17 protein-coding genes and 1 pseudogene are annotated in these 15,391 nt (G+C 41.4%); 3 read left to right on the top strand and 15 right to left on the bottom strand.

Annotated elements, in window-relative coordinates; genetic code table 11:
* Nucleotides 1-273, top strand: a pseudogene (locus tag ACTNES_RS14740) (hypothetical protein); the annotation flags it as partial.
* Between the two features lie 200 nt (nucleotides 274-473).
* On the opposite strand, the gene ACTNES_RS14735 reads toward ACTNES_RS14740, so the two are convergent.
* The 6 genes from ACTNES_RS14735 to ACTNES_RS14710 all read right to left on the bottom strand — a co-directional run bounded on the left by ACTNES_RS14735 (nucleotide 474) and on the right by ACTNES_RS14710 (nucleotide 4,007).
* On the bottom strand, nucleotides 474-1,100 hold the full coding sequence (locus ACTNES_RS14735) for an ATPase (protein ID WP_216459913.1): 627 nt from the start codon (nucleotides 1,098-1,100) through the stop codon (nucleotides 474-476).
* A gap of 105 nt (nucleotides 1,101-1,205) precedes the next feature.
* Nucleotides 1,206-1,700 carry a pantetheine-phosphate adenylyltransferase gene (coaD, locus tag ACTNES_RS14730; protein WP_216459914.1) on the bottom strand — a complete coding sequence of 165 codons (495 nt, stop codon included), beginning with the start codon at nucleotides 1,698-1,700 and terminating at the stop codon, nucleotides 1,206-1,208.
* A gap of 120 nt (nucleotides 1,701-1,820) precedes the next feature.
* Nucleotides 1,821-2,372 (bottom strand): 16S rRNA (guanine(966)-N(2))-methyltransferase RsmD, encoded by a 552-nt coding sequence (rsmD, locus tag ACTNES_RS14725; protein WP_441039884.1) that lies wholly within the window; start codon nucleotides 2,370-2,372, stop codon nucleotides 1,821-1,823.
* Nucleotides 2,369-2,764: a methylglyoxal synthase gene (locus ACTNES_RS14720; protein ID WP_291807845.1), complete on the bottom strand. Its 396-nt coding sequence runs from the start codon at nucleotides 2,762-2,764 to the stop codon at nucleotides 2,369-2,371. The genes rsmD and ACTNES_RS14720 overlap by 4 nt, the downstream gene beginning before the upstream one ends.
* Before the next feature lie 204 nt (nucleotides 2,765-2,968).
* On the bottom strand, nucleotides 2,969-3,502 hold the full coding sequence (locus ACTNES_RS14715) for a DegV family protein (protein ID WP_441039882.1): 534 nt from the start codon (nucleotides 3,500-3,502) through the stop codon (nucleotides 2,969-2,971).
* A complete protein-coding gene (locus tag ACTNES_RS14710; protein WP_291807847.1) occupies nucleotides 3,489-4,007 on the bottom strand; it encodes a hypothetical protein in 519 nt (172 codons plus the stop codon). The genes ACTNES_RS14715 and ACTNES_RS14710 overlap by 14 nt, the downstream gene beginning before the upstream one ends.
* A 426-nt stretch (nucleotides 4,008-4,433) precedes the next feature.
* On the opposite strand from ACTNES_RS14710, the gene ACTNES_RS14705 reads away from it, so the two are divergent.
* Complete coding sequence (locus tag ACTNES_RS14705; RefSeq protein ID WP_216459918.1) at nucleotides 4,434-4,670, top strand: alpha/beta-type small acid-soluble spore protein; 237 nt, start codon at nucleotides 4,434-4,436, stop codon at nucleotides 4,668-4,670.
* A gap of 245 nt (nucleotides 4,671-4,915) precedes the next feature.
* On the opposite strand, the gene udk is transcribed toward ACTNES_RS14705, so the two are convergent.
* The 7 genes from udk to ACTNES_RS14670 form a co-directional block, all read right to left on the bottom strand.
* Nucleotides 4,916-5,536 carry a uridine kinase gene (udk, locus tag ACTNES_RS14700; RefSeq protein ID WP_216459919.1) on the bottom strand — a complete coding sequence of 207 codons (621 nt, stop codon included), beginning with the start codon at nucleotides 5,534-5,536 and terminating at the stop codon, nucleotides 4,916-4,918.
* 40 nt (nucleotides 5,537-5,576) lie between these two features.
* Nucleotides 5,577-6,143 (bottom strand): PfkB family carbohydrate kinase, encoded by a 567-nt coding sequence (locus ACTNES_RS14695; RefSeq protein WP_441039880.1) that lies wholly within the window; start codon nucleotides 6,141-6,143, stop codon nucleotides 5,577-5,579.
* Between the two features lie 242 nt (nucleotides 6,144-6,385).
* Nucleotides 6,386-8,725, bottom strand: coding sequence for a ferrous iron transport protein B (gene feoB, locus ACTNES_RS14690; protein ID WP_441039878.1), 2,340 nt, complete (start codon nucleotides 8,723-8,725; stop codon nucleotides 6,386-6,388).
* 266 nt (nucleotides 8,726-8,991) lie between these two features.
* Nucleotides 8,992-9,585 carry a DUF6465 family protein gene (locus tag ACTNES_RS14685; RefSeq protein WP_441039876.1) on the bottom strand — a complete coding sequence of 198 codons (594 nt, stop codon included), beginning with the start codon at nucleotides 9,583-9,585 and terminating at the stop codon, nucleotides 8,992-8,994.
* Nucleotides 9,586-9,872: 287 nt separating this feature from the next.
* Nucleotides 9,873-11,927, bottom strand: a complete 2,055-nt coding sequence (gene recG, locus ACTNES_RS14680) for an ATP-dependent DNA helicase RecG (protein WP_291807851.1) — start codon at nucleotides 11,925-11,927, stop codon at nucleotides 9,873-9,875.
* A gap of 122 nt (nucleotides 11,928-12,049) precedes the next feature.
* Entirely contained in the window at nucleotides 12,050-13,684 is a 1,635-nt protein-coding gene (locus tag ACTNES_RS14675) for a DAK2 domain-containing protein (RefSeq protein WP_253292454.1), read from the bottom strand.
* A gap of 58 nt (nucleotides 13,685-13,742) precedes the next feature.
* Entirely contained in the window at nucleotides 13,743-14,102 is a 360-nt protein-coding gene (locus tag ACTNES_RS14670) for an Asp23/Gls24 family envelope stress response protein (protein WP_020993850.1), read from the bottom strand.
* 208 nt (nucleotides 14,103-14,310) lie between these two features.
* Between ACTNES_RS14670 and rpmB the strand changes: the two genes are divergently transcribed.
* A complete protein-coding gene (gene rpmB, locus ACTNES_RS14665; RefSeq protein WP_019161496.1) occupies nucleotides 14,311-14,499 on the top strand; it encodes a 50S ribosomal protein L28 in 189 nt (62 codons plus the stop codon).
* Nucleotides 14,500-14,711: 212 nt separating this feature from the next.
* Here the strand turns inward: rpmB and ACTNES_RS14660 are convergent, their stop codons facing one another.
* Both ACTNES_RS14660 and ACTNES_RS14655 read right to left on the bottom strand, forming a co-directional pair.
* Complete coding sequence (locus ACTNES_RS14660) at nucleotides 14,712-14,849, bottom strand: hypothetical protein (protein WP_178760763.1); 138 nt, start codon at nucleotides 14,847-14,849, stop codon at nucleotides 14,712-14,714.
* 98 nt (nucleotides 14,850-14,947) lie between these two features.
* Nucleotides 14,948-15,325, bottom strand: coding sequence for a GerW family sporulation protein (locus tag ACTNES_RS14655; RefSeq protein WP_216459924.1), 378 nt, complete (start codon nucleotides 15,323-15,325; stop codon nucleotides 14,948-14,950).
* Nucleotides 15,326-15,391: the final 66 nt, after the last annotated feature.

Genomic DNA, 15,391 nt, shown 5'->3' with positions numbered 1-15,391 from the left:
ATCCGATATTATCACCCTTTTCCTGCTTTCTGGCAATATCTGTTATTGGGATTTACTGAAATTACTACCGGCCTTTCTCTTATTGCAGATTCCGGGCTGCCGGGTATCATACGTATCATCACTTCTGTTGCAGCAACTGCATCCGGAGGGCTATGTATCCTTGCTCAGACCAGAAGTGTTCTTCACCGCGATCTCAGTCTAGTGCCTTATATAATTTCCAAATGTATCAACGCAGTGCTTGCTGCCGGTATTCTTTACTATTTTATAATGTAAGAAAGAGTCTTGTCCTAATTTCTTATGATAACAAGAAAGAATCCTGCTTGCAGGATTCTCCGCCTGCGGCAGGTCGCTTCAGCGACATAATTTCTCTCCGACGCAGTGCGATCCTGCCCGTAGGATTTTTTATGTCATAGGAACTCCTATGACATAAAAAAGGTCAGGAAAACTTCCTGACCCTGGTAATATACTTATTCTTAGTTCTCGCCCAGATCATCTAACAGGTCATCATCATCGTCTTTATCATCATCATGATAAGAACCTGTAATTGCTGCTGCCTGAGCTGTCTGTGGTGCAAGTTCCTGACGGTTGTGGTTAACAACATCAAGGCAACTCTGCAGGGAATCAATGAATACTTTATATTTAGCTCCTGCATCCTCTAATGTTGTATTAAGAACACTGCCGATATTTGCCATCATATCATCTGTATATGTGATAGCACTGAGACGAATGCTGTTGGCATCCTGTGTTGCAGAATCAAGAATCTCCTGAGCCTGCTTATTGGCTGCATTGATGGTATCATTTGCCTGTGCATATGCTTTCTGCATGATCTCATGCTGTGTTACCAGTTCCTGAGCTCTTGCCTGTGCATCTGCGACCAGAGCATCTGCTTTAGACTGTGCATCCTCAAGGATTGCATCTTTATTATTAATTATCTTCTGATAACGTTTGATCTCATCTGGAGTTTTCAGACGAAGTTCTCTCAGAAGTTCTTCGATCTCTTCTTTATTCACGACAATCTTGGTAGTTGACAGTGGCTGGAATTTACAGCTCTCTACATATTCCTCGATCTCACCGATAATCTGTTCAATTCTGCTGCTCATAGTATATACTCTCCTTATTTTCTCTATTGATATTACTGTTCACTTCATTCCCAGTAACGCGCTTTGCTATAGCGGAAAGCGGAATCATAGCGTATGAACGGTAACTTACTTGTCACTTACTGGACGATGAAGTTTCTCAATGACTGCATCTGTTATTTCCTTTGGTGCAAATTTACTCAGGTCACCGCCAAAATTAGCAATCTCTTTCAGTATTGTGGAACTTAAATATGCGTATTGAAGACTTGTGGTCAAAAATACAGTATCCACATCCGGCGCAAGTACCCTGTTTGTCTGTGCCATCTGAAGTTCATACTCAAAGTCTGTAACTGCACGAAGTCCACGTATGATTACCTGAGCGTGATTCTCTCTGGCAAAGTTCACTGACAATCCCTCAAATGGTTTTACCTCAACATTAGGGACATCCTGAACCGCCTTTTCTAATATATTAACACGTTCTTCTACAGAAAACAACGGACTTTTTGAAGAATTGTGTAAAACACCTACGATTACCTTATCAAAAGATACTGCCGCTCTGCGGATCACATCAAGATGACCATAAGTCGCCGGATCAAAACTGCCTGGATATACTGCTATTTTCATGTATTTCTTACTCTCTCTTTCCTCTGGCACATGTGCATGAAAATACGATCATCATCTGTATATAAATCTACATCTTTCTGAACGGCCGAAAATAAATGGCATTTTTACAGATAACAATCTTCATACACGTTCTAAAAATACGTGCTTGTTAGTTTTATACTCTTTTGAACGAAGCTGCCTGTAACCGAGAGATTCCACATAGCTGAAATCCGTCTGAAGATCTGCTTCTACAATAATAAGTGTATTCTTGTCAACAACAGTACTATCTTTAAGATACTCCAGTACCTGACGTTCCAGTTCATTATTATACGGTGGATCCATGAAGATAATGTCAAAGACACCCTTTCCCTCAAGAGAACGGAGTGCCTGCAGCACGTCCATGTTCAGCAGTTTACCATCTTCTGCAAGTTTTGTAAATGCAAGATTTTCTCTGATACATGCTGTTGCTTTCGGATTCTTTTCTACAAATACTGCATAGGAAGCTCCTCTGCTTAATGCCTCGATACCAATTCCGCCGCTTCCTGCAAAAAGATCAAGGAAACGACACTCCAGAAGTTCTGGCTGGAGTATATTGAACAGAGTTTCTTTAATTCTGTCTGTGGTAGGTCTTGTATCCGTTCCCGGAATCGTTTTTAAATTAAGTCTTCTGGCTTTTCCTGCGATTACTCTCATTTAAGGTTCAGTCTCCAATCCAGGTCTCCTCTTGCGAGTCCTAAAATAAGAAGTTCTGCAGTGGCAATGTTTGTCGCTACAGGAATATTGTACTGGTCACATCTTCTCACAATGCTTGTGATATCCGGTTCTTTTGGATCGATCATGACTGGATTGTAGAACAGAATGACCATATCAAGATCCTGTCGCTCTACCATCTCCATAAACTGCTTGTCTCCACCAATACTGCCGGCAAGGAATTTATGCACATGAAGGCTTGTCGCTTCTTCAATTCTTCGTCCTGTTGTACCAGTTGCGTAGATCTCATGTTTAGCGAGTATATTCTTGTAAGCGATGCAGAAATCTTCTATCAGTACTTTTTTGCTGTTATGTGCGATTATACCTAAGTTCATAGTTTCTCCTCTCCGATTCTGTTACTGTGTACGGAGTGAACAGTAACCCGATTCTCCCGTTTATTTTGCGAATTCTTTCCATTCTCCACAATTCTAACTGTAATTATAACAAAGTACTAAATAAAACGCAATTAAAACTTGAAAAACATACACAATTTATAATTCGTTCTAAATTACCCGCGACAATGAAATTTAGGCAACATTCTATCTGGTTGTTCCCCAAAAGATTAATGCCAGCATTCCAGGGCCTGTATGAGCTCCGATCACAGGACCGATATCTGCAATGTGTACTTCTGCATCAGGATATTTGGAAAGAACTGTTTCCTTCAGCTCTAATGCGGTTTCTATACTGTCTCCATGTCCGATCACTACCAGTTTTCCAAGCTCTGGCATCCATCCCTGTTCCATCTTTGACATCTGCAGTTTAAATTCTTTCTTTCGTCCTCTTGGTTTATCCATAACTTTCAGAGTTCCATCCTCAGCTACATGTAGCAGCGGTTTGATATTCAGAACAGTTCCGATTGCTGCAGATGCTGCAGAAATACGTCCTCCATGGCGCAGATGATCCAGCATATCTACCGTGAACCAATGACAAACCTGCCTTGTCCATAACCGAATAACTGGTCTGTTCCGCAGTTTATTACTTTTCGCAATTGAAGCAGCGGACCTGCTTGATTCAATTAAACTCAGTATATCATAAGAATCAATATTTCGGGATGTTTTTTTAATTTCTGGCATTCCAGTATTTCGTGGTCGTTCCCTGATGAGTACTGCTATTAACGTAGGAAACTGCATAATTTGTCTTAAGACCAGATACTATATTGTAAACCACATCCTCTTCTTTAACAGAGTTATATACTGGTTCATAGTTCACAAGTCCTGGTCTGGAAGCTATTGTATCATCGGAATATCTGCTGACAATAATCTTCATGAACGCATCGGAATTTGTTATAGTATTTCCTTTAACGATCACATTGCTGATTCCTCTTGCATCTATGGCAAGTGCAGAGTCATCAGATGCACTGATATTGGAAAATATGTTATTAAGAATGTAGGAATCCTCCCAGTTCTGAGCCCTTATAGCAAAAAGTTTGCATGTGCTGAAACTATTGTTTTCTATTCGGAAAATAACTGTTCCTTTTCCAATTAGCTTAATATCATGCACTCCATTATATCCGTAAAATTTTTTTCCTGTGTGCAGATCGTTATAACTACAAAGAGTAAAAAGTGCTGATTTGTCCATTCTTTTTATTGTAACTCCATCCTCAAATACAATTGTAGTGTTAGATGGAATGTACAGGCAGTATAGTAGATTATAGGTACCTTTCTTTAAATGCAGTTCCCCACCTCCTACATTGGCAAAGTATTCCAGATAAGAACGAAGAACATAATATGAACGGGTCTGTTCTGTAAATCCGGATGAGCCGACATACTTGTTCTTGTATGGATTTGACTTTGGAGAAACCCCTGTGACCTTCGCTCACAAAAAACACCTCGCGGGATATTACCTGTGAACAGTAACGCCGAATATCATAATAAATTTCATTTTACCATGCTCTTCCTTTTCATGTGAAAACTTCCAGTGTATTATTTTTATGTTTTCATATACTAGCATTGTAACACCGAAGCAAATATAAAAGAGCAAACAACAACCAAGGAGGAAATTGATATGTCAAACACAAAATCTTCTAACCAGGCAGCTGTACCGGAAGCAAAGGGTGCTTTAGACCGTTTCAAGTTCGAGGTTGCAAATGAATTAGGTGTGCCGCTTACAGATGGATACAACGGTAACCTGACTTCCAAGCAGAACGGATCTGTTGGCGGATATATGGTCAAAAAGATGATTGAAGCTCAGGAAAGACAGATGTCCAGTGGTTCCGGCTCTCAGAGTGGTCAGCAGTACTAATCTAATCACCAACGGAAAGCAATATAGCAAAAATAGATCCATCCATCTAACTGCTATCATAAACTTTCTGAAATGAAATAATGCCGCTTTATTACTGTATCATATATTATATCAAGCCAGAGAACATCAGATATAAAATATCTTTTGTTTCCAGCCGTTATATATTATGATATCAGAAATAAAGCGGCATTATTATATATTCAACGGATATTCGCAATCCGTTTCACTGCCAAATTCCGTTAAAATTAAGATTCTTTTTTCTCCAACAACAGTTTGATTTTAGATACAAATAAATCAAATGCAATATCGTTCTTGCCACTGTTGATCACAATATCTGCTTTGGAACGTGTCGGTTCTACATATAGATAATGCATTGGTTTTACAGTTGTCAGATACTGTTTAATAATTCCGTTGAGGTCTCGTCCACGTTCTTCTACATCACGGGAAATTCTGCGCAGGATTCGTTCATCTGCGTCTGCTTCCACATAGACTTTGATATCCAGAAGATCTCGCACTCTCGGGTCTGCCAGAAGCAGGATTCCCTCTACAAGGATGACCGGTTTCGGGTCAATACGGATTACTTCGCTGGAACGGTTATGCTGTGTGTAATCGTATACCGGGCATTCGATAGACTTTCCCTCTTTTAACTGCTTCAGATGCTCTACCAGAAGTTCTGTTTCCAGTGAATCTGGATGGTCATAATTGACAGTTACTCTCTGTTCAAAAGGAACTCCATCCTGTCTGCGATAGTAATTGTCATGATAAAGGACAACCACGTCATCCCCGAAATATTCTTTGATTCTGTTTGTAAAAGTAGATTTACCAGAGCCGGAACCTCCGGCAACTCCGATCACAATACTTCCCATCTTTTCTTTATCCTCCATTAACTGCGTATTCTTACAGATTTCAAGCTTCCTGTTCATTACATACAAAACAGGAAGTTCTCTTCAGGAAATCCCTGCGTTCTACTGCGATACTCATGTTGGATACCATTGCATATACCTTCTTATTATACTTCTCAGCGTATGCAAATGTCTTTTTCACAATCTCTCTGTCTGTATCAATTTCAATTGCAATACTGTCCGCATCTTTAAAAATCTCGTCCCCGCATTCATCCAGAATATACTCTACCGGTGTATGATCCGGTCTCTTGGAAACAGATGCAACCACATCTCCATTGTTATCAAAAATTGCCAGCCAGGTTCCCATTCCGTTTGGCACTTTGCGCATAAATCTGGTGTCAGCTTTGTGGCGGTCCAGCTTGCGGATAACCTCCTCTCCCATTGCATCGTCATCTACAAGGCCGATAAAAGTTGGTTTTAATTCCAGATTTGCAATATCCTCTGCAACATTTCTGCCTACACCGCCATGAATCTGTGCGATAGTTCCTACATTTCTTCCCTGAGGAATATAAGATGCTATCGAATGGCCCTTTATATCAATAAATACATCTCCGATTACAACAATTCCCATACTTTGAACTTACTCCTTTGTCTTTTATTCTTTTTCATGTGTTTGAAGACCACTTTTCACGCTCTTATTCTGGTCATTATTGTTATGTTAGCATAAAATGCGTTGTCCGTAAAGTTTCTAATTTTTTCGAATTTCTTCTGATTCAAACACTATTTTTCAACTCCAAAATAGTCTGTTTTCCATAACAAAAAAATCCCCTGCATGCATTTCTTTGTCTCATCCAGCATACAGGAGAAATTCGGTCAAATAAACATTCCACAGATAAAACGGGCGATCAGTGCTGCCAGCCACGCAATCACACATTGCCACAGAACCACACCTGCTGCCCATCTGCTGCCAAGTTCGCGTTTCACAGAGGCAATCGCTGCCACGCATGGGGTATAAAGCAGACTGAACACAAGCAATGATGCAGCTGCCAGCGGAGTCAGCACAGAAGCAATATTTCCTCCAAAAAGTACTTCCAGAGTTGATACCACACTTTCTTTAGCCATAAATCCACTGATAAGAGCAGTACAGATCCGCCAGTCTCCCAGGCCAAGTGGTTTGAACAACGGTACCAGAATTCCCGATATAACTGCAAGGATACTGTCTGAAGAATCCTTCACAAGATTGAGATGCAGATCAAAGCTCTGAAGGAACCAGACTACCATTGTCACAAGCAAAATTACAGAAAATGCTCTCTGCAGAAAGTCTTTTGCTTTTTCCCAGAGTAACTGCGCCACATTCTTTGCCCCAGGCAGCCGATAATTTGGAAGTTCCATGACAAACGGTACCGGTTCCCCTTTAAAAAGGGTACCATTGTACAGGAGTGCTGCCAGGATTCCCACCAGAATGCCTAACAGATATAATCCTGTCATAATAAATCCACCCTTTTTAGGGAAGAATGCATTTACAAAAAAGGAATAGATCGGAAGCTTTGCCGTACAGCTCATAAACGGAGTAAGCAGGATCGTCATCTTTCTGTCCCTCTCGCTTGTAAGAGTACGTGTTGCCATAACCGCCGGAACTGTACATCCAAATCCAATCAGCATTGGCACAATGCTTCGTCCGGACAGGCCAATCTTTCGCAGCAGCTTATCCATCACAAATGCCACACGGGCAATGTAACCACTATCCTCCATAAGAGACAGGAAAAAGAACAATGTCACAATGACCGGTAAAAAGCTCAGCACGCTTCCCACACCTGTAAAAATACCGTCAATTACAAGACTGTGCATCGCACTGTTAACATTGGCAGCCGTCAGTGCCGCATCAGTCAATGCTGAAATCTTATCAATTCCCACTTCCAGAGCTCCCTGCAACCACGCACCGATTACATTGAAAGTCAGGTAAAAAACAAGCGCCATAATTCCTATGAAACAGGGAATTGCTGTATATTTTCCCGTAAGGATTCTGTCAATTTTCTCACTTCTGATTCTCTCTCTGCTTTCTTTTGGCTTCACAACTGTATGCTCACATAACCGCTCAATAAAGTCAAAACGCATATCTGCGATTGCGGCACTTCTGTCCAGCTGGCGTTCTGTTTCCATCTGCTGTACAATATGCTCCAGCATCTCTGTTTCATTGGTATCCAGCTTCAGCTGTTCCAGAATCAATGGATCTCCCTCAATTGCCTTCGTCGCTGCAAACCTGGCCGGAATGTCTGCCTGCGCCGCATGATCCTCAATCAGATGCATCACTGCGTGAATACAACGGTGGACTGCACCATCATGGTCGTTCTTGTCACAGAAATCCTGTCGCAGTGGATGTTCCTGATATTTCGCTATATGTAATGCATGATCAACCAGTTCATCCACGCCCTCATTCTTTGCTGCTGAAATCGGGATCACCGGAACTCCCAGTAATGCCTCCATCATATTTACATCTATGGAACCCTGATTTCCCAGCACTTCATCCATCATATTCAGCGCAACTACCATCGGTATGTCCATTTCCAGAAGCTGCATGGTCAGATACAGATTTCGCTCTATATTGGTTGCATCTACAATATTAATAATCGCACGGGGTTTTTCATCCAGAACAAAATTTCTGGAAACGATTTCCTCACTGCTATACGGTGACATAGAGTAAATTCCGGGAAGATCCGTGATTTCTGTCTCCGGATGCCCTTTGATCATTCCTGTCTTACGGTCTACGGTTACACCCGGAAAATTTCCCACATGCTGGTTTGAACCTGTCAGCTTATTAAACAGTGTTGTTTTTCCGCAATTCTGATTTCCTACCAATGCATAGGTCAGAGTTGAGCCTTCCGGTACCGGATGTTCATCTTTTTTTGAATGATATTTGCCATCTTCCCCCAGTCCCGGGTGATCCGTTTTTCTCAGAAGCTCTATTCTTTCGTGATTTCTGCTTCTTCTGGGAATTTGTTCAATTTCTATCTGTTCTGCTTCTGCAAGTCTCAGTGTCAGTTCATATCCATGTATCTGCAGCTCCACAGGGTCACCCATGGGTGCAAATTTCACAACAGTTACCTCTGCTCCCGGAATCATCCCCATATCCAGAAAATGCTGGCGCAGAGCACCTTTTCCGCCAACAGACCGGATCACTGCACTTTTTCCGATTTCCAAATCTTTTAATGTCATTGTTGTTCGCTCATCCTTTGTATTTTCTTTACTTATCTCCGAGAAATATTGATTATTTTTCTCAATAAATCATATCCATTGAAGATAGCTTATCCTAACTGATGATTTTTGTCAAGTAAAGAGTATTTCTGAGCAAACATTGTTTTTGTAGTCAAGCGAATAAAATCATCCTCTTCACTACTTTCCCACCATCGGACAACTGATTCACAGTTTAACAAAAAAGAAACCCAGACCATTTTCATCTGAGTTTCTCTATGTATTAAATATTAAAGTCCGATGACACCTGTCACGTCACCATTGATTACATAATATGCTTTATATTCTTCTGGTTTGATATAGATCTTGACATCTTTAAGATCTTTCTCTTTCTTACCCATCTCTTCTGTCCAGATTTTCTTAACATTCTCTAAGACGTCTTTTGCATATACTTCTTTGCCCATGAACTGAACATATACTTCGGCAGCTACTTCTTTTTTAGCGGTTCTTCTTGTAGTTGTCTTCTTCTCTGCTGCTTTTTCTGCCGGTTTCTCAGCGGCCTTTTCTGCTGCTTTCTTTGTAGTTCTTCTTGTAGTTGTTTTCTTTGCAGCTGTTTTTGCTGTTTTCGCAGTTTCTTTCTTTGCTGTTTCTTTTACAGCAGGTTCTTTTGCGGCTTTAGCTGTTTCCTTTACTGCTTTTGTTTCTTCTTTTACTGTTTCTTTTACTGTTTCTTTAACTGCTGGTTCTTTTTTTACGGTCTCTTTTTTGTCAGCTTCTTTGTTTACAGATACTTCTGCAGCAGTTGTCTTTGCAGGAGCCTCTTTTACTTTGGTTGTCTTCGCAGTGGATGTAGTGAGATCTGCTGTAGGTGTTTTTGTTGCCATATGATAGCCTCCTTACAAGGTATAAGTATTCTTTTACGGAAATAGAATACTACGAATCTGACGCTTTTGCAACGTTTTTTGCCCTTATATAGAAAAAATAACCACACCCGGGACAATTCTGTCTCATTTCCGGGCTGCCTGTTTTGTGCAATATTACATATAAACGGGAAATTATGCGAATCATTTCTGACATGCTTCATCTACAAATCTTCATCAATGCCAGACGAAACAGAAAACAAATGATTTCACTGCAATTGGATACATGCACCTGAAAAATTTATTCAGATTTATAATCCCAGATTCTGCAGATCTTCTTTCATATACTCTGAAAGTTTTCTCTGCAGTTCCTGATTCTGAGGAAGACTTAAATCCTCATCCAGCGAAAGAATATCTGCCGCAGTCTCACTGGCAGCTTTCAGAATATCTGCATCCTGATAAATATCCCCCAGTTTAAATTCCAGCAGTCCGCTCTGTCGGATTCCAAACAAGTCTCCAGGTCCGCGAAGCTTCAGATCCTCTCCTGCAATATAGAATCCATCGTTAGATTTTCGCAGGATTTCCAGTCGCTTAGATGTTTCTTTCGCATCACTTCCCTGCATAAAAATACAGTACGACTGATATTCACCACGTCCCACACGTCCGCGAAGCTGGTGCAGCTGCGCCAGACCGAATCGCTCTGCATTCTCCACCATCATCACCGTTGCATTCGGTACGTTCACTCCTACCTCCACAACTGTGGTTGATACAAGAATCTGAATTTCGCCTGCTGCAAATGCCTCCATAATCGCATTCTTCTCTTTTGCTTTCATTTTTCCATGAAGCGCTGCTACTTTTATTTCCGGCGGAAAGACATTGCGCAATTTCATTGTATAATCCAGCACATTCTCGCCATCCATTCCTTCACTTTCCTCTACCATCGGACAGATTACATAAACCTGTCGCCCCTGACTGATCTGTTTTGCCATAAAGGAATATGCCTTTGATCTGTAAGAAGTATCCACTACACAATTCTTAATGGGAAGTCTTTGTGCCGGAAGCTCATCAATTACTGAAATATCCAGATCACCATAGATGATAATAGCAAGAGTTCTCGGAATCGGGGTTGCACTCATTACCAGCACATTCGGGGGATTTCCCATCGTAGTCAGTGCTTCTCTCTGCTTTACTCCGAAACGATGCTGTTCATCTGTAATAACCAGACCAAGGTTATTATACTGCACCTTCTCCTGAATCAGTGCATGCGTTCCGATCACCAGATTTGCTTCTTTAGACGCAATCAATGCATATTTCTCTCTTTTTTCCTTCGCAGTATCCGAACCAGTCAGCAGAATCGGATGGCAAAAATCAATCTGCTGTTCCTGCAGAAGCTTCTCCATTGCCTGAAAATGCTGTCTGGCAAGAACCTCTGTAGGCGCCATTAATACCGCCTGATACCCATTCTCCGCAGTCATGATCATTGCCAGAAATGCCAGGATCGTCTTGCCGCTTCCTACATCTCCCTGTATCAATCTTGACATCAAAGCTTGGCCACTCAGATCACGCTCAATCTCATGCCAGACATTTAGCTGTGCTTTTGTCAGGTCGTAAGGCAGATTCTCGATAATCTGCTCCGTCGTCCACACCGGATGCATCGGAAACGCATTCGGTGCCTCTTCCGTTTTCTCCTTCAGCATCTGCACAGCAAGAATAAACAGAAGGAACTCATCAAACACCAGACGTCTTCTGGCAGATAATAGCTCCTGCATATTCTTCGGAAAATGAATCGCCGGAAGTGCAAAATTTCGGTCTGCCAAATGATACTTCTCCTTATATTCATCCGCCAGATACTCCGCCTGTAAATTCTGTTCATTCAATACCTGATGGATCAGCTTCACGATTGTCTTATTGGAAAGTCCCGATGTCAGTCCGTAAATTGGCTGAAGACTGTGCAGAATCTCCTCATAAGCTGCAGGAGTAAAAATTTCCGGATGTTCCATCTGAAGCTTTCCCTGTTTTCTGGCAATACGTCCCCGCAGAATAAATCTGCTTCCTTTCCTGATGGTAGAACGCAGATATGGTGCATTAAACCATGTAACAGCAATCTTTCCCGTAAGATCTGCTGCGGTGGTAGTAATCACCTGCAGATTCCGTACCTGATTCACATACACACCTGTGATGATCGTCGCAGAAATTGCCACAATAGCCCCCTCCTCCAGCGACTGAATCTCAACAGGCTCCTCATACGCATCATAATTGCGCGGATAATAACTCAGAAGAGATTCTATATCCGTAACTCCTATTTTCGCAAATAACTTTTCCGTTTTTTCCCCCACGCCCTTCAAGGTACGCAAAGATGTTGACATATACTACCGATTCCTTTCTATAATCCCTTTCTAACACGAAAACGGATATACCCACCCTCAACAATGGCCTATACCCGCTTTCATTATATTAACTATTCTTTTATTACCATCATAAAATCCTGTTATTCTACAGAGATAACATAATAATAAATTGGCTGTCCACCCGCATTCAGCTCTACATCGCAATCCGGATAAGCCTCTTCAAGCGCTGCTGCCAGTTCCTCAGCTTCAGATTCATCCGTATCAGCACCATAATAAATACTGATCACCTCGGACTCATCATCTACCATCTCAGCAACCGTTGCCTTCGTAACCTCCAGACGATCTTTACCAACTGCCAGAATACCATGATCACCGATACCCATCATATCACCCTCATGGATCTCCTTATCATCAATTCTGGTATCACGTACTGCATAAGTAACCTGTCCGGTCTTCACATGCTCAATTGCCTGAAGCATAGCCTCTGTATTTTCAGCACTGTTTTTCTCAGGTACATAGCTGATCATAGCTGTGATTCCCTGTGGAATTGTCTTTGTAGGAACAACTACAATCTCTTTATCCTCAGTAAGATCTCTTGCCTGATTAGCTGCAAGAACGATATTCTTATTATTCGGGAAGATATAAATAGTCTTTGCATTTACTTTTGCAATAGCATTCAGCATATCTTCTGTACTTGGGTTCATAGTCTGACCACCTTCGATCAGATAGTCAACACCCAGCTCCTTGAAAATCTCTGTCATTCCGTTTCCAACAGATACGGAAATGAATCCAACTTCCTTTGGCGGCTGTGCTGCAATTTCTTTTGCTTCCTGCTCTGCCTGCTCTTTTGCCATTTTTTCAGCATCTTTAATCAGCTTCTCTTGATGCTCTTCACGCATATTATCAATCTTCATGCGGGAAAGTGCACCAAATGTAAGAGCCTTCTCGATTGCCTGTCCAGGATGATTGGTATGAACATGTACTTTTACAATTTCGTCATCTGCAACCAGCACAATGGAATCTCCGAGGGACATCAGGAATTTCTTGAACTCATGCTCTGTTTCCTCAGACATTGGCTGATTCAGCAGAATAATGAATTCTGTACAATAACCGAATTTAATATCTGCTTCTGTCTGTGCATCAATCTTAGTTACTGCAGGACCTTTAGCTTTGTCAAACTGTGTATAGTCGATTTCTTTGCCAAGGAAGCCGTCGTATGCTCCGTGATATACTTCCAGAAGTCCCTGTCCGCCTGAGTCTACAACTCCTGCTTCTTTCAGAACAGGAAGCATCTCCGGAGTCTTTGCCAGAGTCTCTTCTGCATGAGCGATCACGCCCTGGAAAAATGTATCCAGATCTTCTGCTGTCTCTGCAAGTTCAACAGCTTTGGCTGCCGCTTCTCTTGCAACAGTAAGGATGGTTCCTTCTTTCGGCTTCATAACTGCCTTGTATGCAGTCTCCACACCTTTCTCCATTGCTGCAGCGATTGCCTGCGCATCCAGTTCCTGACTCTTCTTAACGCTCTTGGTAAAACCGCGGAGAAGCTGGGAAAGGATAACACCTGAGTTACCTCTTGCACCGCGCAGAGAACCGGAAGAAATCGCTTTAGCCAGTGACTCCATATCTGTATCTCCAAGAGATCCTACTTCTGCAGCCGCTGCCATGATCGTCATTGTCATATTGGTTCCTGTATCTCCATCCGGTACCGGAAATACATTCAGTTCGTTGATCCATTCTTTCTTAGCTTCCAGATTCTTGGCTCCTGCAAGAAACATTCTGGAAAGTATTCTGGCATCTATGGTTTTGTTATTCACCACAAGTTCCTCCTCTATCCTAATCAATTGCACGTACGCCTTCTACATAAATATCGATCTTGTCAATCTCCATTCCTGTAAAGGCTTCGACTTTATATTTGACATTGCTGACAAGGTTGTCCGCAATTGTGCTTATATTCACGCCATATGCCACAATCACATGGAAATTCAGGCGGATTTTATTGTCCTCTGTAATTCTGACACTGATACCATGTTTCAGGCTGTTCTTTCCAAGAAGCTTTACCAGTCCGTCTTTCATGCTGACTGCTGCCATGCCTACGATACCGAAGCACTCTACTGCAACGCTTCCTGCGTAAGTTGCGATTACATCTGTGTCAATTATGATCTGACCCAATCCGGAATCTATACGTCCATTCATATGGTTACCTCCAATGCTTATATATTGTATGTACATGTATTATAACCTCTTTTGAAAGAAAAAGAAATATTATTTTTCTTTTTTTTCCTTTTTTTGCTTGCAAAAGCACAATTCATCTGTTACAATGTAATCTGTTGAACACAAGGTTACTGTTTAGACGCTATGCACACAGCAGACAGTAACAATAAAGCGTCAAGGAGGTGCTATCATGGCTAAATGTGCAATCTGTGAAAAAGCTGCTCATTTCGGAAATAATGTAAGTCATTCACATAGAAGATCCAATAAAATGTGGAAATCTAACGTAAAATCCGTTAAAATCAAAACTGCTGAAGGCGGAGCTAGAAAGACATATGTATGTACTTCTTGCTTAAGATCCGGTAAAGTAGAAAGAGCATAATAACACCATTGCCCCTGTTTTTGCAGGGGTATTTTTTTACTCAAAATTATATTTGATACAAGGAAAGAATCCTGCTCGGAGGGCCTTATTATGCTATAGGAACATTACGGAGTAACTTCCTATGCATAAACAAAAGACTGGCACAGCCTGGATATTCTGATTGATATCACATCCGACTCTGACAGTCTCTTTTTATATCCTATATTTCGTTTTTAATGGCAGAAAAGATGATATCCCAGCAGCAGGAAAATTCCGGCTGAAACTACAAGGATCACATTTTCTGCAATCAACAGACCGATCACCATCCCAAGACCTATAAAAAAAAGCATAAAGCCAATGAGCTTTTCCAATTCTCCTGCACCTTTTCTTTTTCATTGGTTTGCTATAGTTTATGCAGAAGCTCTCCTGGAAATGTGTAGATCATCTCAAATATTCTGTCCATCTTTTATTATTTCTCGTCACTGCCTGGTTCATCGTCATCTTTTCCGGCTGTAAAAGCTGTGAATCGATCTACGAAATCCGGCACCATATCAAGAACTTTAGTAAGCCCATCCTGGTTCTTTACATTAACAAGCTTAGTTGATCCATTCTGTATGACAAGAACAGCGCATGGAGTCATCTTACCGGCCATTCCGCCGCCGCCGTTGTCCTTCTTTTCTCCTGAAAAAGCGCCAGCACCTACACCAAAGGATACATCCATCAGAGGAAGGATGATCGTATCGCCTACATGAATCGCTTCTCCTACTACTGTTTTCGCAGAAATAAAGCTGTCCATTCCCTTAAATAATGAGTTTACAGTTTCTTTAAAGTTATTTTCGTTTGCCATGGTCATGCCCTCCTGGTTTTCCAACGTTTGATAACGTATTTTATATTTTTATCAAAATAAATGATC

The organism is Blautia sp. HCP3S3_D9 (assembly GCF_052063845.1).
Classification (GTDB): domain Bacteria; phylum Bacillota; class Clostridia; order Lachnospirales; family Lachnospiraceae; genus Blautia_A.
Note: the sequence above shows the minus strand (reverse complement) of the source record. Positions and strands in the feature narration are given on the sequence as shown.

Bases quoted from the DNA above. Each gene is read 5' to 3' on its own strand.
- ACTNES_RS14735 (WP_216459913.1), bottom strand. From the start codon at position 1,100: ATGAGCAGCAGAATTGAACAGATTATCGGTGAGATCGAGGAATATGTA.
- coaD (WP_216459914.1), bottom strand. From the start codon at position 1,700: ATGAAAATAGCAGTATATCCAGGCAGTTTTGATCCGGCGACTTATGGT.
- rsmD (WP_441039884.1), bottom strand. From the start codon at position 2,372: ATGAGAGTAATCGCAGGAAAAGCCAGAAGACTTAATTTAAAAACGATT.
- ACTNES_RS14720 (WP_291807845.1), bottom strand. From the start codon at position 2,764: ATGAACTTAGGTATAATCGCACATAACAGCAAAAAAGTACTGATAGAA.
- ACTNES_RS14715 (WP_441039882.1), bottom strand. From the start codon at position 3,502: ATGCCAGAAATTAAAAAAACATCCCGAAATATTGATTCTTATGATATA.
- ACTNES_RS14710 (WP_291807847.1), bottom strand. From the start codon at position 4,007: ATGGACAAATCAGCACTTTTTACTCTTTGTAGTTATAACGATCTGCAC.
- ACTNES_RS14705 (WP_216459918.1), top strand. From the start codon at position 4,434: ATGTCAAACACAAAATCTTCTAACCAGGCAGCTGTACCGGAAGCAAAG.
- udk (WP_216459919.1), bottom strand. From the start codon at position 5,536: ATGGGAAGTATTGTGATCGGAGTTGCCGGAGGTTCCGGCTCTGGTAAA.
- ACTNES_RS14695 (WP_441039880.1), bottom strand. From the start codon at position 6,143: ATGGGAATTGTTGTAATCGGAGATGTATTTATTGATATAAAGGGCCAT.
- feoB (WP_441039878.1), bottom strand. From the start codon at position 8,725: ATGACATTAAAAGATTTGGAAATCGGAAAAAGTGCAGTGATCCGGTCT.
- ACTNES_RS14685 (WP_441039876.1), bottom strand. From the start codon at position 9,585: ATGGCAACAAAAACACCTACAGCAGATCTCACTACATCCACTGCGAAG.
- recG (WP_291807851.1), bottom strand. From the start codon at position 11,927: ATGTCAACATCTTTGCGTACCTTGAAGGGCGTGGGGGAAAAAACGGAA.
- ACTNES_RS14675 (WP_253292454.1), bottom strand. From the start codon at position 13,684: ATGTTTCTTGCAGGAGCCAAGAATCTGGAAGCTAAGAAAGAATGGATC.
- ACTNES_RS14670 (WP_020993850.1), bottom strand. From the start codon at position 14,102: ATGAATGGACGTATAGATTCCGGATTGGGTCAGATCATAATTGACACA.
- rpmB (WP_019161496.1), top strand. From the start codon at position 14,311: ATGGCTAAATGTGCAATCTGTGAAAAAGCTGCTCATTTCGGAAATAAT.
- ACTNES_RS14655 (WP_216459924.1), bottom strand. From the start codon at position 15,325: ATGGCAAACGAAAATAACTTTAAAGAAACTGTAAACTCATTATTTAAG.